Origin of the sequence: Pseudonocardia charpentierae, from assembly GCF_031845345.1 — a bacterium.
GTDB classification, from domain to species: domain Bacteria; phylum Actinomycetota; class Actinomycetes; order Mycobacteriales; family Pseudonocardiaceae; genus Pseudonocardia; species Pseudonocardia charpentierae.
In genome coordinates, this window is the sequence record NZ_JAVREJ010000021.1 from 26,662 (window position 1) to 42,294 (window position 15,633).

General features: G+C 73.6%; 14 protein-coding genes. 2 read left to right on the forward strand and 12 right to left on the reverse strand.

What is annotated here, in order from left to right; genetic code table 11:
• Window positions 1–52: 52 nt before the first annotated feature.
• The 6 genes from pyrF to pyrR all read right to left on the reverse strand — a co-directional run bounded on the left by pyrF (window position 53) and on the right by pyrR (window position 8,467).
• Window positions 53–1,003, reverse strand: a complete 951-nt coding sequence (gene pyrF, locus RM445_RS24830; protein WP_311559253.1) for an orotidine-5'-phosphate decarboxylase — start codon at window positions 1,001–1,003, stop codon at window positions 53–55.
• Window positions 1,000–4,296 (reverse strand): carbamoyl-phosphate synthase large subunit, encoded by a 3,297-nt coding sequence (gene carB, locus RM445_RS24835; RefSeq protein ID WP_311559254.1) that lies wholly within the window; start codon window positions 4,294–4,296, stop codon window positions 1,000–1,002. The genes pyrF and carB overlap by 4 nt, the downstream gene beginning before the upstream one ends.
• Complete coding sequence (gene carA / locus RM445_RS24840; protein ID WP_311559255.1) at window positions 4,296–5,435, reverse strand: glutamine-hydrolyzing carbamoyl-phosphate synthase small subunit; 1,140 nt, start codon at window positions 5,433–5,435, stop codon at window positions 4,296–4,298. Before carA ends, carB begins: the two co-directional genes overlap by 1 nt.
• The gene (locus tag RM445_RS24845) at window positions 5,432–6,763 is read right to left on the reverse strand and encodes a dihydroorotase (protein WP_311559256.1); all 1,332 of its coding nucleotides are present in this window, start codon (window positions 6,761–6,763) and stop codon (window positions 5,432–5,434) included. The genes carA and RM445_RS24845 overlap by 4 nt, the downstream gene beginning before the upstream one ends.
• Window positions 6,764–6,875: 112 nt before the next feature.
• On the reverse strand, window positions 6,876–7,841 hold the full coding sequence (locus RM445_RS24850) for an aspartate carbamoyltransferase catalytic subunit (RefSeq protein WP_311559257.1): 966 nt from the start codon (window positions 7,839–7,841) through the stop codon (window positions 6,876–6,878).
• Entirely contained in the window at window positions 7,838–8,467 is a 630-nt protein-coding gene (gene pyrR / locus RM445_RS24855) for a bifunctional pyr operon transcriptional regulator/uracil phosphoribosyltransferase PyrR (RefSeq protein WP_311559258.1), read from the reverse strand. Before pyrR ends, RM445_RS24850 begins: the two co-directional genes overlap by 4 nt.
• A gap of 467 nt (window positions 8,468–8,934) precedes the next feature.
• Between pyrR and bldD the strand changes: the two genes are divergently transcribed.
• A complete protein-coding gene (bldD, locus tag RM445_RS24860) occupies window positions 8,935–9,417 on the forward strand; it encodes a transcriptional regulator BldD (protein ID WP_311559259.1) in 483 nt (160 codons plus the stop codon).
• A gap of 64 nt (window positions 9,418–9,481) precedes the next feature.
• Here bldD and RM445_RS24865 read toward each other — a convergent pair whose 3' ends face one another.
• The 5 genes from RM445_RS24865 to RM445_RS24885 form a co-directional block, all read right to left on the reverse strand.
• The gene (locus RM445_RS24865) at window positions 9,482–10,678 is read right to left on the reverse strand and encodes an MFS transporter (RefSeq protein WP_311559260.1); all 1,197 of its coding nucleotides are present in this window, start codon (window positions 10,676–10,678) and stop codon (window positions 9,482–9,484) included.
• A 176-nt stretch (window positions 10,679–10,854) separates the two neighbouring features.
• Window positions 10,855–11,277, reverse strand: a complete 423-nt coding sequence (gene nusB / locus RM445_RS24870) for a transcription antitermination factor NusB (RefSeq protein WP_311559261.1) — start codon at window positions 11,275–11,277, stop codon at window positions 10,855–10,857.
• Window positions 11,278–11,291: 14 nt separating this feature from the next.
• Complete coding sequence (gene efp / locus RM445_RS24875) at window positions 11,292–11,852, reverse strand: elongation factor P (RefSeq protein WP_311559262.1); 561 nt, start codon at window positions 11,850–11,852, stop codon at window positions 11,292–11,294.
• A 136-nt stretch (window positions 11,853–11,988) separates the two neighbouring features.
• Complete coding sequence (locus RM445_RS24880; protein ID WP_311559263.1) at window positions 11,989–12,702, reverse strand: SIMPL domain-containing protein; 714 nt, start codon at window positions 12,700–12,702, stop codon at window positions 11,989–11,991.
• A gap of 79 nt (window positions 12,703–12,781) precedes the next feature.
• Window positions 12,782–13,873 carry a M24 family metallopeptidase gene (locus RM445_RS24885; RefSeq protein WP_311559264.1) on the reverse strand — a complete coding sequence of 364 codons (1,092 nt, stop codon included), beginning with the start codon at window positions 13,871–13,873 and terminating at the stop codon, window positions 12,782–12,784.
• A 391-nt stretch (window positions 13,874–14,264) separates the two neighbouring features.
• On the opposite strand from RM445_RS24885, the gene RM445_RS24890 reads away from it, so the two are divergent.
• The gene (locus RM445_RS24890; RefSeq protein ID WP_311559265.1) at window positions 14,265–14,480 is read left to right on the forward strand and encodes a DUF6458 family protein; all 216 of its coding nucleotides are present in this window, start codon (window positions 14,265–14,267) and stop codon (window positions 14,478–14,480) included.
• Window positions 14,481–14,495: 15 nt separating this feature from the next.
• Here RM445_RS24890 and aroB read toward each other — a convergent pair whose 3' ends face one another.
• Window positions 14,496–15,599 (reverse strand): 3-dehydroquinate synthase, encoded by a 1,104-nt coding sequence (aroB, locus tag RM445_RS24895; RefSeq protein WP_311559266.1) that lies wholly within the window; start codon window positions 15,597–15,599, stop codon window positions 14,496–14,498.
• Between the last annotated feature and the right edge of the window lie 34 nt (window positions 15,600–15,633).

A 15,633-nucleotide genomic window follows, 5' to 3' on the forward strand; every position in this document is an offset into this window, starting at 1 on the left:
ACCCCCTCGGCGCAACACATACGTGACACCCGACACCCTGCCCACCGGGTGCTCAGTGGGCCGTGGCCTGGGCGGCGGCGAGCTCGTCGCGCAGCACGGCCGCGGCCGCGCGGACCGCCGACGAGGTGGGCCCTGCAGCGAGCACGGAACGTGACGCCGTGGGCAGCAGCACGCCGCGCACGGCGGCGAAACGGACCGCGAGGTCGGCGGGTGTCGCACCCTGGGCACCGAGCCCGGGTGCCAGCACCGCTCCCGAGAGCGCCGAGAGGTCCAGGCCGTGTTCCGCGGTCGCCCCGACCACGACGCCGACCGGCCCCAGTGCCGGGATGCCCGGACCGCAGCCGTCGCCGATGGCGATCGACCCCGACTCGGCCTGTTCCCGCGCAGCACCGGCGGCGAGGGCGTCGCGGTTGGCGGCGGCCGCCGCGTCCACGATCGCCTGCGCCACGGAGCGGCCCGCCCGCTCGGCGAGCTGGACCTCCGCGCCCTCCGCGTTGGATGTCCGGGCCAGCACGAACACGCCGCGGCCGGCGTCCTCCGCCGTCCGGATCGCCGACGCGAGCGCGCCGAACCCCAGGTAGGGCGAGAGGGTGACGGCGTCGGCGCCCAGCGGCGCACCGACCGCCAGGTAGGCGTCGGCGTAGCCGTCCATCGTCGAGCCGATGTCGCCCCGCTTGACGTCGAGCAGCGACAGCGTCGCCGGCACTCCGGGCGGGGCCTGGGCGGCGAGCCCGGCAAGCACCTTCTCCAGCACCGCGATGCCGCGAGACCCGTGCCGTTCGAAGAACGCCGACTGCGGCTTGACCACGGCGACGTGCCCCGCGAGGGCGTCAACGCAGGTGAGCGCGAACCGCTCGAGCCCGCGGGCGTCGTCGGCGAGCCCCCACTCGGCGAGCAGGCCCGGATGTGGGTCGATCCCGACGCACAGGGGCCCGTGGGCGGCGACCGCCGTGGCGAGCCGTTCCCCGAACGCCGCGGCGGGCCGCGCATGCTGCGCGGTCACGAGCGGGCCTTCCGCAGCGCGGCGTGCATGTCCTGCAGCGACCGCACCCCGATCCCGTCGCCGCGCACCGCCTCGATGCCCTGCACCGCCGCCGCGGCGGCCTGGACCGTCGTGATGCACGGGATCCCGCGCGCCACCGCCGCCGAGCGGATCTCGTAGCCGTCGACGCGCGGCCCGGAGTTCCCGTACGGCGTGTTGACGATCATGTCGATCCGGCCGTCCATGATCAGGTCGATCACCGTCTCGTCGCCGGGCGCGCCCTCGAAGTGCTTGCGCACCAGGGTCGTCGCGATGCCGTGGCGCCGCAGGACCTCCGCCGTCCCACCCGTCGCCAGCACCTCGAAGCCCAGGTCGGCCAAACGGCGCACCGGGAAGATCATGGCGCGCTTGTCGCGGTCCGCGACCGAGACGAACACCCGCCCGGAGGTGGGCAGCGATCCGTACGACGCCGCCTGCGACTTCGCGAACGCCGGCCCGAACGAGGCGTCGATGCCCATGACCTCGCCGGTCGACTTCATCTCCGGGCCCAGCAGCGGATCGACGCCCTGCCCGGCGGGCGTGCGGAACCGGTTGAACGGCAGCACCGCCTCCTTGACGGCGATCGGCGCGTCCACGGGCTGCTCGCCGCCGTCGCCGTCGGCGGGCAGGAGCCCCTCGGCCCGCAGGTCCGCGATCGACGAACCGAGCATGATCCGGGCCGCCGCCTTGGCGAGCGGCACCGCCGTCGCCTTCGACACGAACGGCACGGTGCGCGACGCGCGCGGGTTGGCCTCCAGCACGTAGACCGTCTCGCCGTGCAGCGCGTACTGCACGTTGAGCAGCCCGCGCACCCCGACCCCGTGCGCGATCGCCTCCGTGGACCGCCGCACCTGCTCCAGCACCGAGCGGCCGAGCGTGACCGGCGGAAGAGTGCAGCACGAGTCGCCGGAGTGCACCCCGGCCTCCTCGATGTGCTCCATCACGCCGCCGATGAACACCTCGCGGCCGTCGCAGAGCGCGTCGACGTCGATCTCGACGGCGTCGTCGAGGAACCGGTCGACGAGCACGGGCCGCTCGGGGCTGATGGCCGTGGCCCGCGCGATGTAGCCGGCGAGCGTGGCGTCGTCGTAGACGATCTCCATGCCGCGCCCGCCGAGCACGTACGACGGCCGCACCAGCACCGGGTAGCCGATCCGGCCGGCGATCGCCTTCGCGTCGTCGAACGACGTCGCGGTGCCGAACGCCGGCGCCGGCAGGCCCGCCTTCCGCAGCACCTCACCGAACGCCCCGCGGTCTTCTGCCAGGTCGATCGCCGCCGCGGACGTCCCGACCACCGGGACACCCGCCGTCGTCAGCCGCTGCGCGAGCCCCAGCGGGGTCTGCCCGCCGAGCTGCACGATCACCCCGGCGACGGTCCCGGACTCCTGCTCGGCGTGCACGACCTCGAGCACGTCCTCGAAGGTCAACGGCTCGAAGTAGAGGCGGTCCGCCGTGTCGTAGTCCGTGGAGACGGTCTCCGGGTTGCAGTTGACCATCACGGTCTCGAACCCGGCCTCGCGCAACGCCATCACCGCGTGCACGCACGAGTAGTCGAACTCGATGCCCTGCCCGATCCGGTTCGGCCCAGATCCGAGGATCAGCACCTTCGGCCGCTCGGTCTGCGGGGCGATCTCCGACTCGGCGGCGGGATCGGTCTCGTAGGCGCTGTAGTGGTAGGGCGTACGGGCGGCGAACTCGGCGGCACAGGTGTCGACAGTCTTGTAGACCGGCCTGATGCCCAGCCGGTGGCGCAGGGTGCGCACGCCGTCCTCGCCGGCGAACTCGGGACGCAGCGCCGCCAGTTGACGGTCGGAGAGGCCTGCGCGCTTGGCCCGGCGCAGCAGCGGCGCGTCGAGCACCGGCGCGTCTTCGATCTCCCGGCCCAGCTCGCCGATCCCGGCGATCTCCTCGAGGAACCACGGGTCGATGCCGGTGCGCCGCGCCAGCTCCGCGACGCCCGAGCCGTCGCGCAGCGCCCGCTCGACGGCGTAGATCCGCCCTTCGGTGGGGAACGCGGGGTCGGCGGGCTCGGCCGGGTCCGGCGAGCCCCAGAACCCGCCGCGGCCGTCTTCCATGGAGCGCAGCGCCTTGCCCAGCGCCTCGGCGAACGAGCGGCCCAGCGCCATCGCCTCGCCGACGCTCTTCATCGTGGTGGTCAGCTCGGGGTCCGCGCCGGGGAACTTCTCGAAGGCGAACCGCGGCACCTTGACCACGACGTAGTCCAGCGTCGGCTCGAAGGCCGCGGGGGTCTCTCCGGTGATGTCGTTGGTGATCTCGTCGAGGGTGTAGCCGACCGCCAGGCGCGCGGCGATCTTCGCGATCGGGAAGCCGGTGGCCTTGGACGCCAGCGCGGACGACCGCGACACGCGCGGGTTCATCTCGATCACGACCAGCCGGCCGGTCTGCGGGTTGACCGCGAACTGGATGTTGCAGCCGCCGGTGTCGACGCCCACGGCGCGCAGCACCGCGATGCCGACGTCGCGCATGTGCTGGTACTCGCGGTCGGTCAGCGTCATCGCCGGGGCGACGGTGATCGAGTCGCCCGTGTGCACTCCCATCGGGTCGAGGTTCTCGATGGAGCAGACGACGACGACGTTGTCGCGGCGGTCGCGCATCAGCTCGAGCTCGTACTCCTTCCAACCGAGCACCGACTCCTCGATGAGCACCTCGTGCACCGGCGACGCGGCGAGGCCGCCGCCGGCCAGCCGGTCCAGGTCCTCGGGCGTGTGCGCCATGCCCGAGCCCAGCCCGCCCATGGTGAACGACGGCCGGATCACCACTGGCAGGCCCAGGTCGGCGACGGCGGCGTGCACCTCGTCCATCGAGTGGCAGACGGCGCTGCGTGGCACCTCCCCGCCGACGCCGAGGACGATCTCCTTGAACTTCAGCCGGTCCTCGCCGCGCTGGATCGCGTCGATGTCCGCGCCGATCAGCTCGACGCCGTAGCGCTCCAGCACGCCGTTCTCGTGCAGCGCGACGGCGGTGTTCAGCGCGGTCTGCCCGCCCAGGGTCGCCAGCAGCGCGTCGGGGCGCTCGGCGGCGATCACCTTCTCGACGAACTCCGGGGTCACGGGCTCGACGTAGGTGGCGTCGGCGAACTCGGGGTCCGTCATGATCGTCGCCGGGTTGGAGTTGACGAGCGAGACACGCAGGCCCTCGGCGCGCAGCACGCGGCAGGCCTGGGTGCCCGAGTAGTCGAACTCCGCGGCCTGGCCGATGACGATCGGGCCGGAGCCGATCACCAGCACGTGCCGGAGGTCGTCGCGGCGGGGCATCAGCGCCCACCCTTCTGAGTCTGAGCCTTTTCGCGTCGCATGAGGTCGGTGAACCGGTCGAAGAGGTCGGCGGCGTCGTGCGGGCCCGCCGCGGCCTCCGGGTGGTACTGCACGCTGAACGCCGGGGCGTCCAGCAGCGCCAGGCCCTCCACGCAGCCGTCGTTCGGGCAGGTGTGCGTGATCTCGGCCGGGCCGAACGGGGTGTCGAACCGCTCCCCCGCGTTGCCCTCGACCGCGAACCCATGGTTCTGCGCGGTGATCGACACCTTGCCGGTGGCGTGCTCGATCACGGGGATGTTGATGCCCCGGTGGCCGTAGCGCAGCTTGTAGGTGCCCCGCCCCAGCGCACGGGCCAGGATCTGGTTGCCGAAGCAGATGCCGAAGAGCGGGATCCGGCGCTCCAGCACCTGGCCGGTCAGGGCGATGGGGACGTCCGCCGTCGCGGGGTCGCCGGGGCCGTTGGCCAGGAAGAACCCGTCCGGGGCCAGCTCCTCGATGCGCTCGATCGGCGTGTCCGCGGGCAGGACGTGGGTCTCGACGCCGCGCGCGGCGAACATGCGCGGGGTGTTGGACTTGATCCCGACGTCGAGCGCGGCCACCCGAAACCGCGTCTCGCCCTCGGCGGGGACGACGTACTCCCGAGGGGTCGTGACCGCGCCGTAGAGGTCGGCGCCCACCATCGACGGCCCGGACCGGACCCGTTCGACCAGGTCGGCGTCCGGGGCCAGCGCGTCTCCCGAGAAGAGGCCGGCCTTCATCGCCCCCCGCTCACGCAGGTGCCGGACCAGCGCGCGGGTGTCGATGCCGGCGAGGCCGACGATCCCCTGGTCGTCGAGCGCGTCGTCCAGCGACCGGCGCGACCGCCAGTTCGACGCGACCCGCGACGGGTCGCGCACGACGTAGCCCGCGACCTGGATGCGGGTGGACTCGTCGTCGTCGTCGTTCCAGCCGGTGTTGCCGATCTGCGGGGCGGTCGCCACCACGATCTGGCCGTGGTAGCTGGGATCGGTCAGGGTCTCCTGGTAGCCGGTCATGGCCGTGCAGAACACGGCTTCGCCCAGCGTCTGTCCCAGCGCCCCGTAGCGCTCGCCGCGGAACACCCGCCCGTCTTCGAGCACCAGAACCGCAGGCGCACTCATGCCACTACCTTCCCGTCCCGGGCCGCGTCCATGGGCGCCACCACTCCGTTGCGCGCCGTGATCCGGCCCCGCAGCACCGTCGCGGCCATCGTCGCCGGCAGCCGCATGCCCTCGAAGGGCGTGTTCGCGGAGCGGCTCGCGAGCGCCGCGCCGCGCACCGTCCAGATCCCGTCGGGGTCGACGAGGCAGAACGTCGCCGGCTCCCCCACCGCGATCGGGCGGCCCTGATCGGTCAGCCCGCCGAGCTCGGCCGGGCGCTCGGCCATCACGCGGGCGACCCCGCGCCAGTCCAGCAGCCCGGGCTCCACCATGGCCCGCACCACCACCGACAGCGCCGTCTGCAACCCCAGCATGCCCGGCTTCGCGGCCGCCCACTCGGTGTCCTTGTACTGCGTGGCGTGCGGCGCGTGGTCGGTGGCCACGACGTCGATCACACCTTCGGCCAGCGCGGCCCGCATCGCCGCGGTGTCGTCGCCGGTGCGCAGCGGCGGGTTGACCTTGTGCACGGGGTCGTAGCCGGTCAGCGCGGCGTCGGTGAGCAGCAGGTGGTGCGGGGTGACCTCGGCGCTGACCCGGACCCCGGCGGCCTTCGCCGCCCGCAGCACGGCGACGGTGTGCACCGACGACACGTGGCAGACGTGCAGGCGGGCCCCGGCCTCGCGGGCCAGGGCGCAGTCGCGGGCGACGATCGTCTCCTCTGCCGTGGCCGGCCACCCGGCGAGCCCGAGCTGTGCGGCGACGACACCCTCGTGCGCCTGCGCGCCCGCGGTGAGCCGGTGGTCCTCGGCGTGCTGGGCGATCACCGCGTCGAGCGACGAGGCGTACTCGAGCGCCCGGCGCATGAGCACGGGGTCGTGCACGCAGCGCCCGTCGTCGGAGAACATCCGCACCCGGGCGCGGGAGGCGGCCATCGTGCCGAGCTCGGCCATCCGCTCACCCGCGAGGCCGACCGACACGGCCCCGACCGGATGCACGTCGACGAGCCCGACCTCCTCGCCCAGGCGGTGCACGTGCTCGACGACGACCGCGGAGTCGGCGACGGGGTCCGTGTTGGGCATCGCGAAGACCGCGGTGTAGCCGCCGAGCGCCGCGGCCGCCGAGCCGGTGGCGACGGTCTCCGACTCCTCGCCGCCGGGCTCGCGCAGGTGGGTGTGCAGGTCGACGAGCCCGGGCAGCAGCACGAGCCCGTCGGCGTCGAGGGTCTCCCCCGACTCCGGTCCGGCCAGGCCCTGACCGATCTCGGCGACGACCCCGTCGCGGACGAGGAGGTCGACGGGGCCGCCCTCGCCGTACGGGCGGGCGCCGCGGATCAACAGGTCGGCGGTCATCGGGCGGCCTCGGTTCCGGGCGGTGGGTCGGGGAATTGCAGCATGGTGGCTTTGCTGCACTCGGACCGCAGCAAAGCCACCATGCTGAGCTCAGCGGGCCCGGCCACGGCGCTCACGCCGCCGCTCCTGCCAGCAGGTGGTACAGCACCGCCATGCGCACGTGCACCCCGTTCTGCACCTGCGCCAGCACCGCGCTCGACGGGGCGTCGGCCACCGCAGGCGCGATCTCCATGCCGCGCACCATCGGGCCCGGGTGCAGCACCACCGCATGCTCGGGAAGGAATGCCGCCCGGCGTTCGGAGAGCCCGTAGCGCACCGCGTACTCCCGTGACGAGGGGAAGAACGCGCCGTGCATCCGCTCGGCCTGCACCCGCAGCATCATCACCACGTCCAGCCCCGGCAGCTCCGCCTCGAGGTCCGTCCCCACCCGGCACGGCCACGCCGCCACCCCGACCGGCAGCAGCGTCGGGGGCGCGACGAGCACCACTTCGGCGCCCAGCGTCGCGAGCAGGAAGACGTTCGAGCGGGCGACCCTGCTGTGCAGCACGTCGCCGACGATCCCGATCCGGCGCCCCGCGACCCCGCCGAGCCGGTCGCGCACCGTCGCCGCGTCGAGCAGCGCCTGCGTGGGGTGCTCGTGCGTCCCGTCGCCGGCGTTCACGACGCTGGTCGCGGAGCCCGGGCCGGTCGGCCCCACGGCACCGGCCGCGGCGTCGCGGTCGGCCCAGTGCGCCATCCGGTGCGCCGCCCCGGAAGCCGGGTGGCGCACGACGATGCAGTCGGCGCCGATCGCCGCGAGCGTCGCCGCGGTGTCGCGCAGCGACTCGCCCTTGCCGACCGACGACCCGCTCGCCGCCACGTTGATCGTGTCGGCGCTCATCCACTTGCCCGCGATCTCGAAGGACACGCGGGTGCGGGTGGAGTTCTCGTAGAACATCGTGACGACCGTGCGTCCGCGCAGCGTCGGCAGCTTGCGCACCTCGCGGCCGAGCAGCGCCTGCTTGAGCCGGTCCGCGGTGTCGAGCAGGGCCGTCGCGGACGCGGCGTCGAGGTCGGTCACCGAGAGCAGATGCCTCATGCGCCGACCTCCGGCTCCGCCGCGCCGTCGGCCGGTTCGTTCGAGGCCTGACGGAGCGCGACGCCGTCGCGGCCGTCGGTCTCCGCGAACAGCACGACGATCTGCTCCCCGCGGGCCGTCGGGACGTTCTTGCCGACGTAGTCGGCGCGGATCGGCAGCTCGCGGTGACCCCGGTCGACGAGCACGGCCAGCTGCACCGCGCGGGGGCGCCCGTGCTCGCCCAGAGCGTCGAGCGCGGCGCGCACCGTCCGGCCGGAGAACAGCACGTCGTCGACCAGCACCACCAGCCGGTCGTCGACGCCGCCGTCGGGCACCGCGGTGTCGCCGAGCGGGCGGGCGGGGCCGCGGCGCAGGTCGTCGCGGTAGAGCGTGGGGTCGACCGTCCCGACCGCGGGTGCGACGCCGGTGAACTCGGCGATCGCGGCGGCGAGCCGGCGGGCGAGCACCGCTCCGCCGGTGGGGATGCCGACGATCACGAGCTCGTCGGCGTGGTCCGGGCCGAAGGCGGTCTTCTCGATGATCTGGTGCGCGATGCGCGCGACGGTGCGGGCGACGTCGGCGGCACTCAACAGCTCCCGGCCGGGAGCAGCAGCGCGCCGCGCGTCCCCGCGGCGGTCGGTCGCCACGGGACTCTCCTTCCCCGCCTCACGGGACGGGCTTAAAGGAACGGACCTGCTCTTCGAGGAACGAACCGATCCGGGCGGCACCGGGCCGCCGCGGCGACGGTATACCAGCCGCCGTCGCGTGCTCCGGGAGGGCGGAACCGGACGCCGGATGGTCGCGTACGGTACACACCGGACCGGCCCCGAACCGCCCAATACTCTCCTCCGGTAACGCCCGGAGCACCGATGTCGATCAGCCGTTCGAGTGGACTCGGCCTGTTCGGACCGCTTGAGGGGCCTCGCGGCTTGACCAGACGCGGGGTACCACCGAGGATTACTCTCCGTATCGATCGGGTGCGTCCGGGTGGCCGCGGTCTGCGGGGGGCACCACACGGCGCACCGAGGCCGGGGTCCCGCACGCCGGTCGCACGCATCATGGAGCTCTCGACGTCGGTCCCGCGGCCGACGCCAGCGAAGAAGGAGGTCGCCACATGGGCGACTACGCCAAGGCGCTCGGCAGCAAGCTGCGCGCCATCCGACAGCAACAGGGCCTGTCGCTGCACGGGGTCGAGCAGAAGTCGGGCGGCCGCTGGAAGGCGGTCGTGGTGGGCTCCTACGAGCGCGGCGACCGTGCCGTCACCGTGCAGAAGCTGGCCGAACTCGCCGACTTCTACGGCGTCCCCGTCGCCGAACTGCTTCCGGAGGGGCGCATCCCGTCGGGATCCGAGCCCGCAACGAAGATCGTCATCAACCTCGAACGCCTGCAGCAGCTGCCCGCCGACAAGGTCGGTCCGCTCGCCCGCTACGCCGCCGCGATCCAGAGCCAGCGCGGCGACTACAACGGCAAGGTCCTCTCCATTCGTGCCGAGGACCTGCGGTCGCTGGCGATCATCTACGACAAGACGCCGGGCGAGCTGACCGACCAGCTCATCGACTGGGGCGTCCTCCCGCCCGAGGCGCGTCCGATCGGCTGACGCTGTGCGCCGGGGCTCGACCCCGGCGCACCCCGCACGGGGCGTCGCACGCCCCGTGCGGACGTCAGTCGGCGGCCGGCACGGCGACGGGCTGCGCCGACGTCGCAGTCGTTGTTCGCGACCGTCGCCACGCCACCACGGCGATGACCACACCGATCGCCGCGAGGACCGCCCCGACCGCAGGCGGCGCGGCGTAGCCCAGCCCGGCGGCCAGCACCACTCCGCCCAGTGCCGCACCCAGTGCGTTCGCGATGTTGAAACCCGACTGCATCGACGCCGACGCCAGCACCGGGGCGTCCTGCGCGGCGTCGAGCACCACGGTCTGCACCACCGGCACGAGCGCCAGGCTCAGCGCGCCGACGGCGAACGCGGCCACCGGGGCGAAGACCGGCGAGTGCACGGCGGCGACGGAACCGAAGAGCACCAGCGACTGCGCCGCCAGCACGACGACGGCGGCGCGCCGGCTGTCCATCCGGTCGGCGAGGCGTCCGCCCAGGAACGTCCCGGCCGTCATACCCAGTCCCAACAGGCCCAGCATCACCGGCACCGCGGCGGGCGACCAGCCCGTCACCTCGGTGGTCATCGGCGCGATGTAGGTGGAGAACGTGAAGAGGCCTCCGCAGCCGAACACGACCATCGCGAGCGCCAGCAACACCGCGGGCCGGCGGAACACCGCCAGCTCGGCCCGCAGCCCGACGTGCGCACCCCCGCTGCCCGCGGTGCGCGGGACGGTCAGCAGCATCCCGGCCACGCACAACAGCGCGACCCCGGCGATCAGCGCGAAGGCCAATCGCCAGCCCACGACTCCGCCGAACACGGTCGCCGCGGGCACGCCGACGAGGTTCGCCACGGTGAGCCCGAGGAACAGCCACCCCACCGCCGACGCCCGGCGGGCCGGCCCGGCGAGATCGGCGGCGACGAGCGCGGCGACGCCGAAGAACGCGCCGTGCGGCAGCCCCGTGAGGAACCGGGCCGCGAGCAGGGTACCGAAGCCCGGCGCGAGCGCGGCGAGGCCGTTGCCCACCGCGAACAGCGCCATGAAGGCGAGCAGGAGCGTCCGGCGCGACAGACGTGCGCCCGCCGCGGTCAGCAGCGGAGCACCGACGACCACCCCGACGGCGTAGGCCGTCACGAGGTTGCCGGCCGTGGGCACGGAGACGGACAGGTCGGTCGCGACCTGCGGCAGCAGGCCCATGATCGCGAACTCGGTCAGGCCGATCGCGAACGCCCCGAGGGCCATGGCGAGGATCGCAAGACGCACCTCGTCCACGGTAGACCGGTCATCGAATCGAATCGACGGCCGCGCGGCGTGGGCTCGGTCGCAGTACGGATCAGCGGGTGGCGCGCAGGTGCTCGGCCCTCGCTTGTCTGCGCGCCAGCCGCGTCAGCGGGTGGCGCGCAGGTGTTCGGCCCACGCTTGTCTGCGCGCCAGCCGCGTCAGCGGGTGGCGCGCAGGTGTTCGGCGATGTCCGCGATCCGGCTCAGCACGCCGTTGAGGAACCGCGGCGAGTCGTCCGTCGACAACGTCCGGGCCAGCTCGACTGCTTCGGTGATCGCCACGGGGTCGTCGATCTCGTCGACCCACAGCAGCTCGAACACCGCGATCCGCAGCAGGTTCCGGTCGACCGCGGGCATCCGGACGACCGACCAGCCCTCCGCGTGCTCGGCGAGCAGCTGGTCGATGCGGTCGCGGTGCGCGACGACCCCTTCCACCAGCATCGCCGCGTAGTCCGACACCGGTGGGGCGTCGTCGGTCTCGCGGCGCTGCACGAGAACCCGGCGGGGGTCGTCGCCGCGCGCCTCGGACTCGAAGAGGATGTCGAGTGCGCGCTTGCGCGCCTTCGTCCGGGCTCTGGGCATGCCGCTACCCGGCTTCAGGACACGCGGCCGAGGTACCGGCCGTCGCGGGTGTCGACCTTCACCTTCTCGCCGGTGGTGAGGAACAGGGGCACCTGGATCTCGGCGCCGGTCTCCAGCGTGGCCGGCTTGGTGCCACCGGTGGAGCGGTCGCCCTGCAGGCCGGGGTCGGTGTGGGACACCACCAGCTCGACCGACGTGGGCAGCTCGATGTAGAGCGGCACGCCGTCGTGCGTCGCGACCATCGCCGTCTGGTTCTCCAGCAGGTAGTTCGCGGCGTCGCCGACGGTCACCTCCGGGATCGGGATCTGGTCGTAGGTGTCGCCGTCCATGAACACGAAGTCCGAGCCGTCGCGGTACAGGAAGGTCATGTCGCGCCGGTCGACGGTGGCGGTGTCGACCTTGGTTCCCGCGTTGAAGGTGCGGTCGACGACCTTGCCGGTGAGCACGTTCTTCAACGTGGTGCGGACGAACGCGCCACCTTTACCGGGCTTGACGTGCTGGAACGCCGTGACCGTCCAGAGCTGGCCGTCGAGGTTGAGCACCAGGCCGTTCTTCAGGTCGTTCGTCGATGCCACGGGCGATGTCTCCTGCGTCTGCTGCGGGGGCGCGGTCTTGTCACGCGCCGGGATGTGTCGGTGCCGGCGCCCGGACCGGCGCCGTCGTCTGCGACGAGCCTACCCGGACGGGCACGTCGCTCCCCGAGGTGCCCGGTCAGGTCGCGACCGCGTGCACCACCTCGACGCTCACCGAGACGTCCTGTGTGCCCGGCTCGATCGGGACCGCCGCCTGCGCCGCGGCGTCCGTGCGCGCGGCCGGGACCGGCGGCCGTGCGTCCGTCACCTCCGTGATCGACAGGATCGGGCCGAGCCCGACCTCCGCGGCGTCGGCGAGCTGCCGGGCCTGGGTGACGGCCTGCCGCACGGCGTCGGCGCGTGCCTCGGCTCGTGGCCGTGCGTCGTCGTCGATGCCGAAGGCGATCTGCTGGACGCGCACCGCGTCGCCCGCGGCCTGTGCGGCGGCGTCGATGAGCGATCCGGCTCCGGCGACGTCGCGCAGGGTCGCCGTGACCTCGTTGGCCACCTCGTAGCCGGTGATCCGGCCGTCCGTGTCGAATGTCGGCGAGATCGACAGGCCGCTGGTGCGCAGGTCCCGGTCGGCGACACCGCGGCCACGCAGCACGTCGAGCAGGCCCGTCGCCCGCGCGTTGTTGTCGGCCAGCGCGTCTGCCGCCGACGGGGCACGCGTCTGCACGCCGAGGACGACCGTCAGGGTGTCCGGCGTCCCCGCGACGGTGCCGACCCCGCGGGTGGTGATGCTGGGCGGAGCGGGCCGTCCCAGCTCAGGAGCACTGCCGGACGCGCAGCCGGCGAGCAGGAGGGCGCCGGCGAGTGCTGCAGCGACGGGTAGTGCGGCGATGCGTCTCATGGCAGCGTCACCTTCCGGGCCACCTTTCGGTCGGGGTACCGACAGGACGGATGTGACGCCACATCCGGTTGCACGGCGATCAGGTGATCTCGAGCAGCTCCCGCGGCGAGCGGGTCAGCACCTCGGGGGTGCCGTCGCGGACGACCAGCGTGTCTTCGATGCGCACCCCGCCGCGCCCGGCCAGGTAGACCCCGGGCTCGACGGTCACGACCATGCCCGCCTGCAGCGCGCCGCTCCCGGTGGGGCCCAGCAGCGGTGCTTCGTGGATCTGCAGGCCGACGCCGTGCCCCAGCCCGTGCACGAACTCGTCGCCGTACCCTGCGCTCGCGATCACCTCGCGGGCCGCGGCGTCCACGTCGACGACCTGCGTACCGGGGGTCAGGCGCCTGCGCCCCGTCTCCTGGGCCACCGCGACGAGCCCGTGCAGGTCGCGCTGCCAGCCCGCCGCCCTGCCGAGCACGACCGTTCGGGTCATGTCGGAGTGGTAGCCGTCGACGAGCGCGCCGAAATCCATCTTCACCAGGTCGCCGCGGCGCATCGACGCATCCGTCGGCCGGTGGTGCGGTATCGCGGAGTGCGGGCCGGCGGCGACGATCGTCGGGAACGACGGGCCCTCGGCTCCACGGCTGCGCATGCGGGTCTCGAGGTCGTAGGAGACCTCGCGCTCGCTGCGCCCCGGACGCAGGCCGCCCGCGGAGATGAGGTCGGCGAGCGCGGAGTCGGCGACGGCACACGCGGCGCGCAGAGCGGCCGTCTCGGTGTCGTCCTTGACCAGCCGCAGGCGGCCCACCAACCCCGGCGTGCGGTGCTGCAGCACCGCACGGCCGGCCGCGTCGACCAGCGCCTCGTGCTGGTCGACTGTGACGACGTCGGACTCGAAGCCCAGCCGCGTGACGACCAGGTCGGCCGCCGACCGGGCCAGCACGACGGCCCCGCCCCGGTCGATCACCCGCTCCAGGTCGGGGACCTCCGCGGCGCTCTGGGTGTCGTAGCGCCCGTCGGTGCAGAACCGGCTGGAGTCGTCGCCGTCGGTGTGGATCAGGAGCGCCGCGTTGGATCCCGTGAACCCGGTCAGGTACCGGACGTTGACGAGGTCCGTGACCAGCAGCGCCTCCACGTCGGCGGCGCGCAGCAGGCCGCGCAGTGCCGCGCGGCGGGAGGCGTGGGACACCCGCGCAGCCTACGGCGGCGCCGACACGGGCAGGGCCAGCACCTGCCGGACGAGCCGCGGGATGAGTGCGTCGCGGTCGCCGCGGCGCCCCAGGTCGGCGTAGGCCGCCAGCTCCGCTCGGCGAGTTCGCCGAGCGGGCCCGGAAAGGCACGGCGGGCGTGTCCGGCCGCGGCCCGCACCCGCGAGATCTCGTGGATGTCCATCCGCGGCGCGGTGCCGGGGAGGGAGGGTGGCAGGAAGACGGTCACCGGGCACCTCCGGACGAACTCGCCGCGAGCCTCTGCCGACACGGCGGGACCTGCTCCGAAGAGGACGATCCGCCCGTCCGAGATACCTCGCCGGCCCGACATCTCCCGACGTTGCGCCGGTGGAGTCGCGGGTACACAGAAGCATGCGCATCGGCTCCAGCATCGGCATGATCGCCGTCGGACTCATCCTCGCGCTGGCGGTGCCCTTCGACCTCGGCACCATCAACCTGCAGCTGGTGGGGTGGATCCTCGCCGTCGTGGGCGTGCTCGGCCTGGTCGCGAGCATCGCCCTCGCCCGCCAGCGCCGTCCGGTCGTGACGCCGCGACAGGACGTCTACCCGCCCGACGAGCGCTACTGAGAACTCACCGCGTACTCACGGCGTGCTCACCGCCGCGTAGGCACGCTCCAGCAGGTCGCGCCCCGGGTCCTCCAGACGTCCGGGAGCCGCGAGGCCGTCGAGGACGACGAACCGCAGCTTGCCCGCGCGCGCCTTCTTGTCGCCGTGCATGGTGTCGACCAGCTCGTCGAGCACGCCCGCCGGGTAGCTGACGGGCAGGCCGAGGGCGGCGAGCAGGCTGCGGTGGCGGTCCGCCGTGGCGTCGTCGAGGCGGCCCGCGGCCCGCGCCAGCTCGGCGGCGAAGACCAGCCCGACGCTCACAGCGTTGCCGTGCCGCCAGCGGTAGCCCTCGCGGCGCTCGATGGCGTGGCCGAGCGTGTGGCCGTAGTTGAGGATCTCGCGCAGGCTCGACTCGCGCAGGTCCACGCCGACGACGTCGGCCTTCACCCGGATCGCCCGGCGGACCAGCTCGGGCAGCACGGTGCCGGTCGGGTCGAGCGCGGCGGCCGGGTCGGCCTCGAACAGGTCGAGGATCACCGGGTCCGCGATGAACCCGGCCTTGACGATCTCCGCCGAACCGGGCGCGAGCTCGTCGGAGGGCAGCGTCTCCAGCGTCTCGAGGTCGACGAGGACCGCCGACGGCTCGTGGAACGCTCCGACGAGGTTCTTGCCCGCCGCGGTGTTGATGCCGGTCTTGCCGCCGATCGCCGCGTCGACCATGGCCAGCAGCGTGGTCGGGACGTGGACGACCCTCACGCCGCGCATCCAGGTGGCGGCGACGAAGCCGGCCAGGTCGGTCACGGCGCCGCCGCCGAGCCCGACGATCACGTCGGAGCGGGTCAGGCCGGCCTGTCCGCACACCTCCCAGCAGAACCCCGCGACGGCGAGCGACTTGCCCTCCTCGGCGTCGGGCACCTCGACGCGGTGGGCGTCGACGCCGGCCGCGTCGAGCTGCTCACGGGCGGCCTCGGCGGCGTCGGCGAGGGCGGGTTGATGCACGACGAGCGCCCGGGCGGCGCCGAGATCGGCCACCGTGGTGGCGAGCCGGCCGCGCACCCCTCGGCCGATCAGCACCGGATAGGGCTGCTCGGCGCCCACGTCGATGCGCGCGAACCCTGCGCTCTGCCCTTCCTCGCTCATGGACCGACCCTACGAGACGGCCGGCGGCGCGCCG

What these genes read in the sequence shown, in the direction of transcription:
- carB (WP_311559254.1), bottom strand. Translation starts at nt 4,296, where the DNA reads ATGCCCCGCCGCGACGACCTCCGGCACGTGCTGGTGATCGGCTCCGGC.
- carA (WP_311559255.1), bottom strand. Translation starts at nt 5,435, where the DNA reads ATGAGTGCGCCTGCGGTTCTGGTGCTCGAAGACGGGCGGGTGTTCCGC.
- RM445_RS24845 (WP_311559256.1), bottom strand. Translation starts at nt 6,763, where the DNA reads ATGACCGCCGACCTGTTGATCCGCGGCGCCCGCCCGTACGGCGAGGGC.
- RM445_RS24850 (WP_311559257.1), bottom strand. Translation starts at nt 7,841, where the DNA reads ATGAGGCATCTGCTCTCGGTGACCGACCTCGACGCCGCGTCCGCGACG.
- bldD (WP_311559259.1), top strand. Translation starts at nt 8,935, where the DNA reads ATGGGCGACTACGCCAAGGCGCTCGGCAGCAAGCTGCGCGCCATCCGA.
- nusB (WP_311559261.1), bottom strand. Translation starts at nt 11,277, where the DNA reads ATGCCCAGAGCCCGGACGAAGGCGCGCAAGCGCGCACTCGACATCCTC.
- RM445_RS24880 (WP_311559263.1), bottom strand. Translation starts at nt 12,702, where the DNA reads ATGAGACGCATCGCCGCACTACCCGTCGCTGCAGCACTCGCCGGCGCC.
- RM445_RS24890 (WP_311559265.1), top strand. Translation starts at nt 14,265, where the DNA reads ATGCGCATCGGCTCCAGCATCGGCATGATCGCCGTCGGACTCATCCTC.
- aroB (WP_311559266.1), bottom strand. Translation starts at nt 15,599, where the DNA reads ATGAGCGAGGAAGGGCAGAGCGCAGGGTTCGCGCGCATCGACGTGGGC.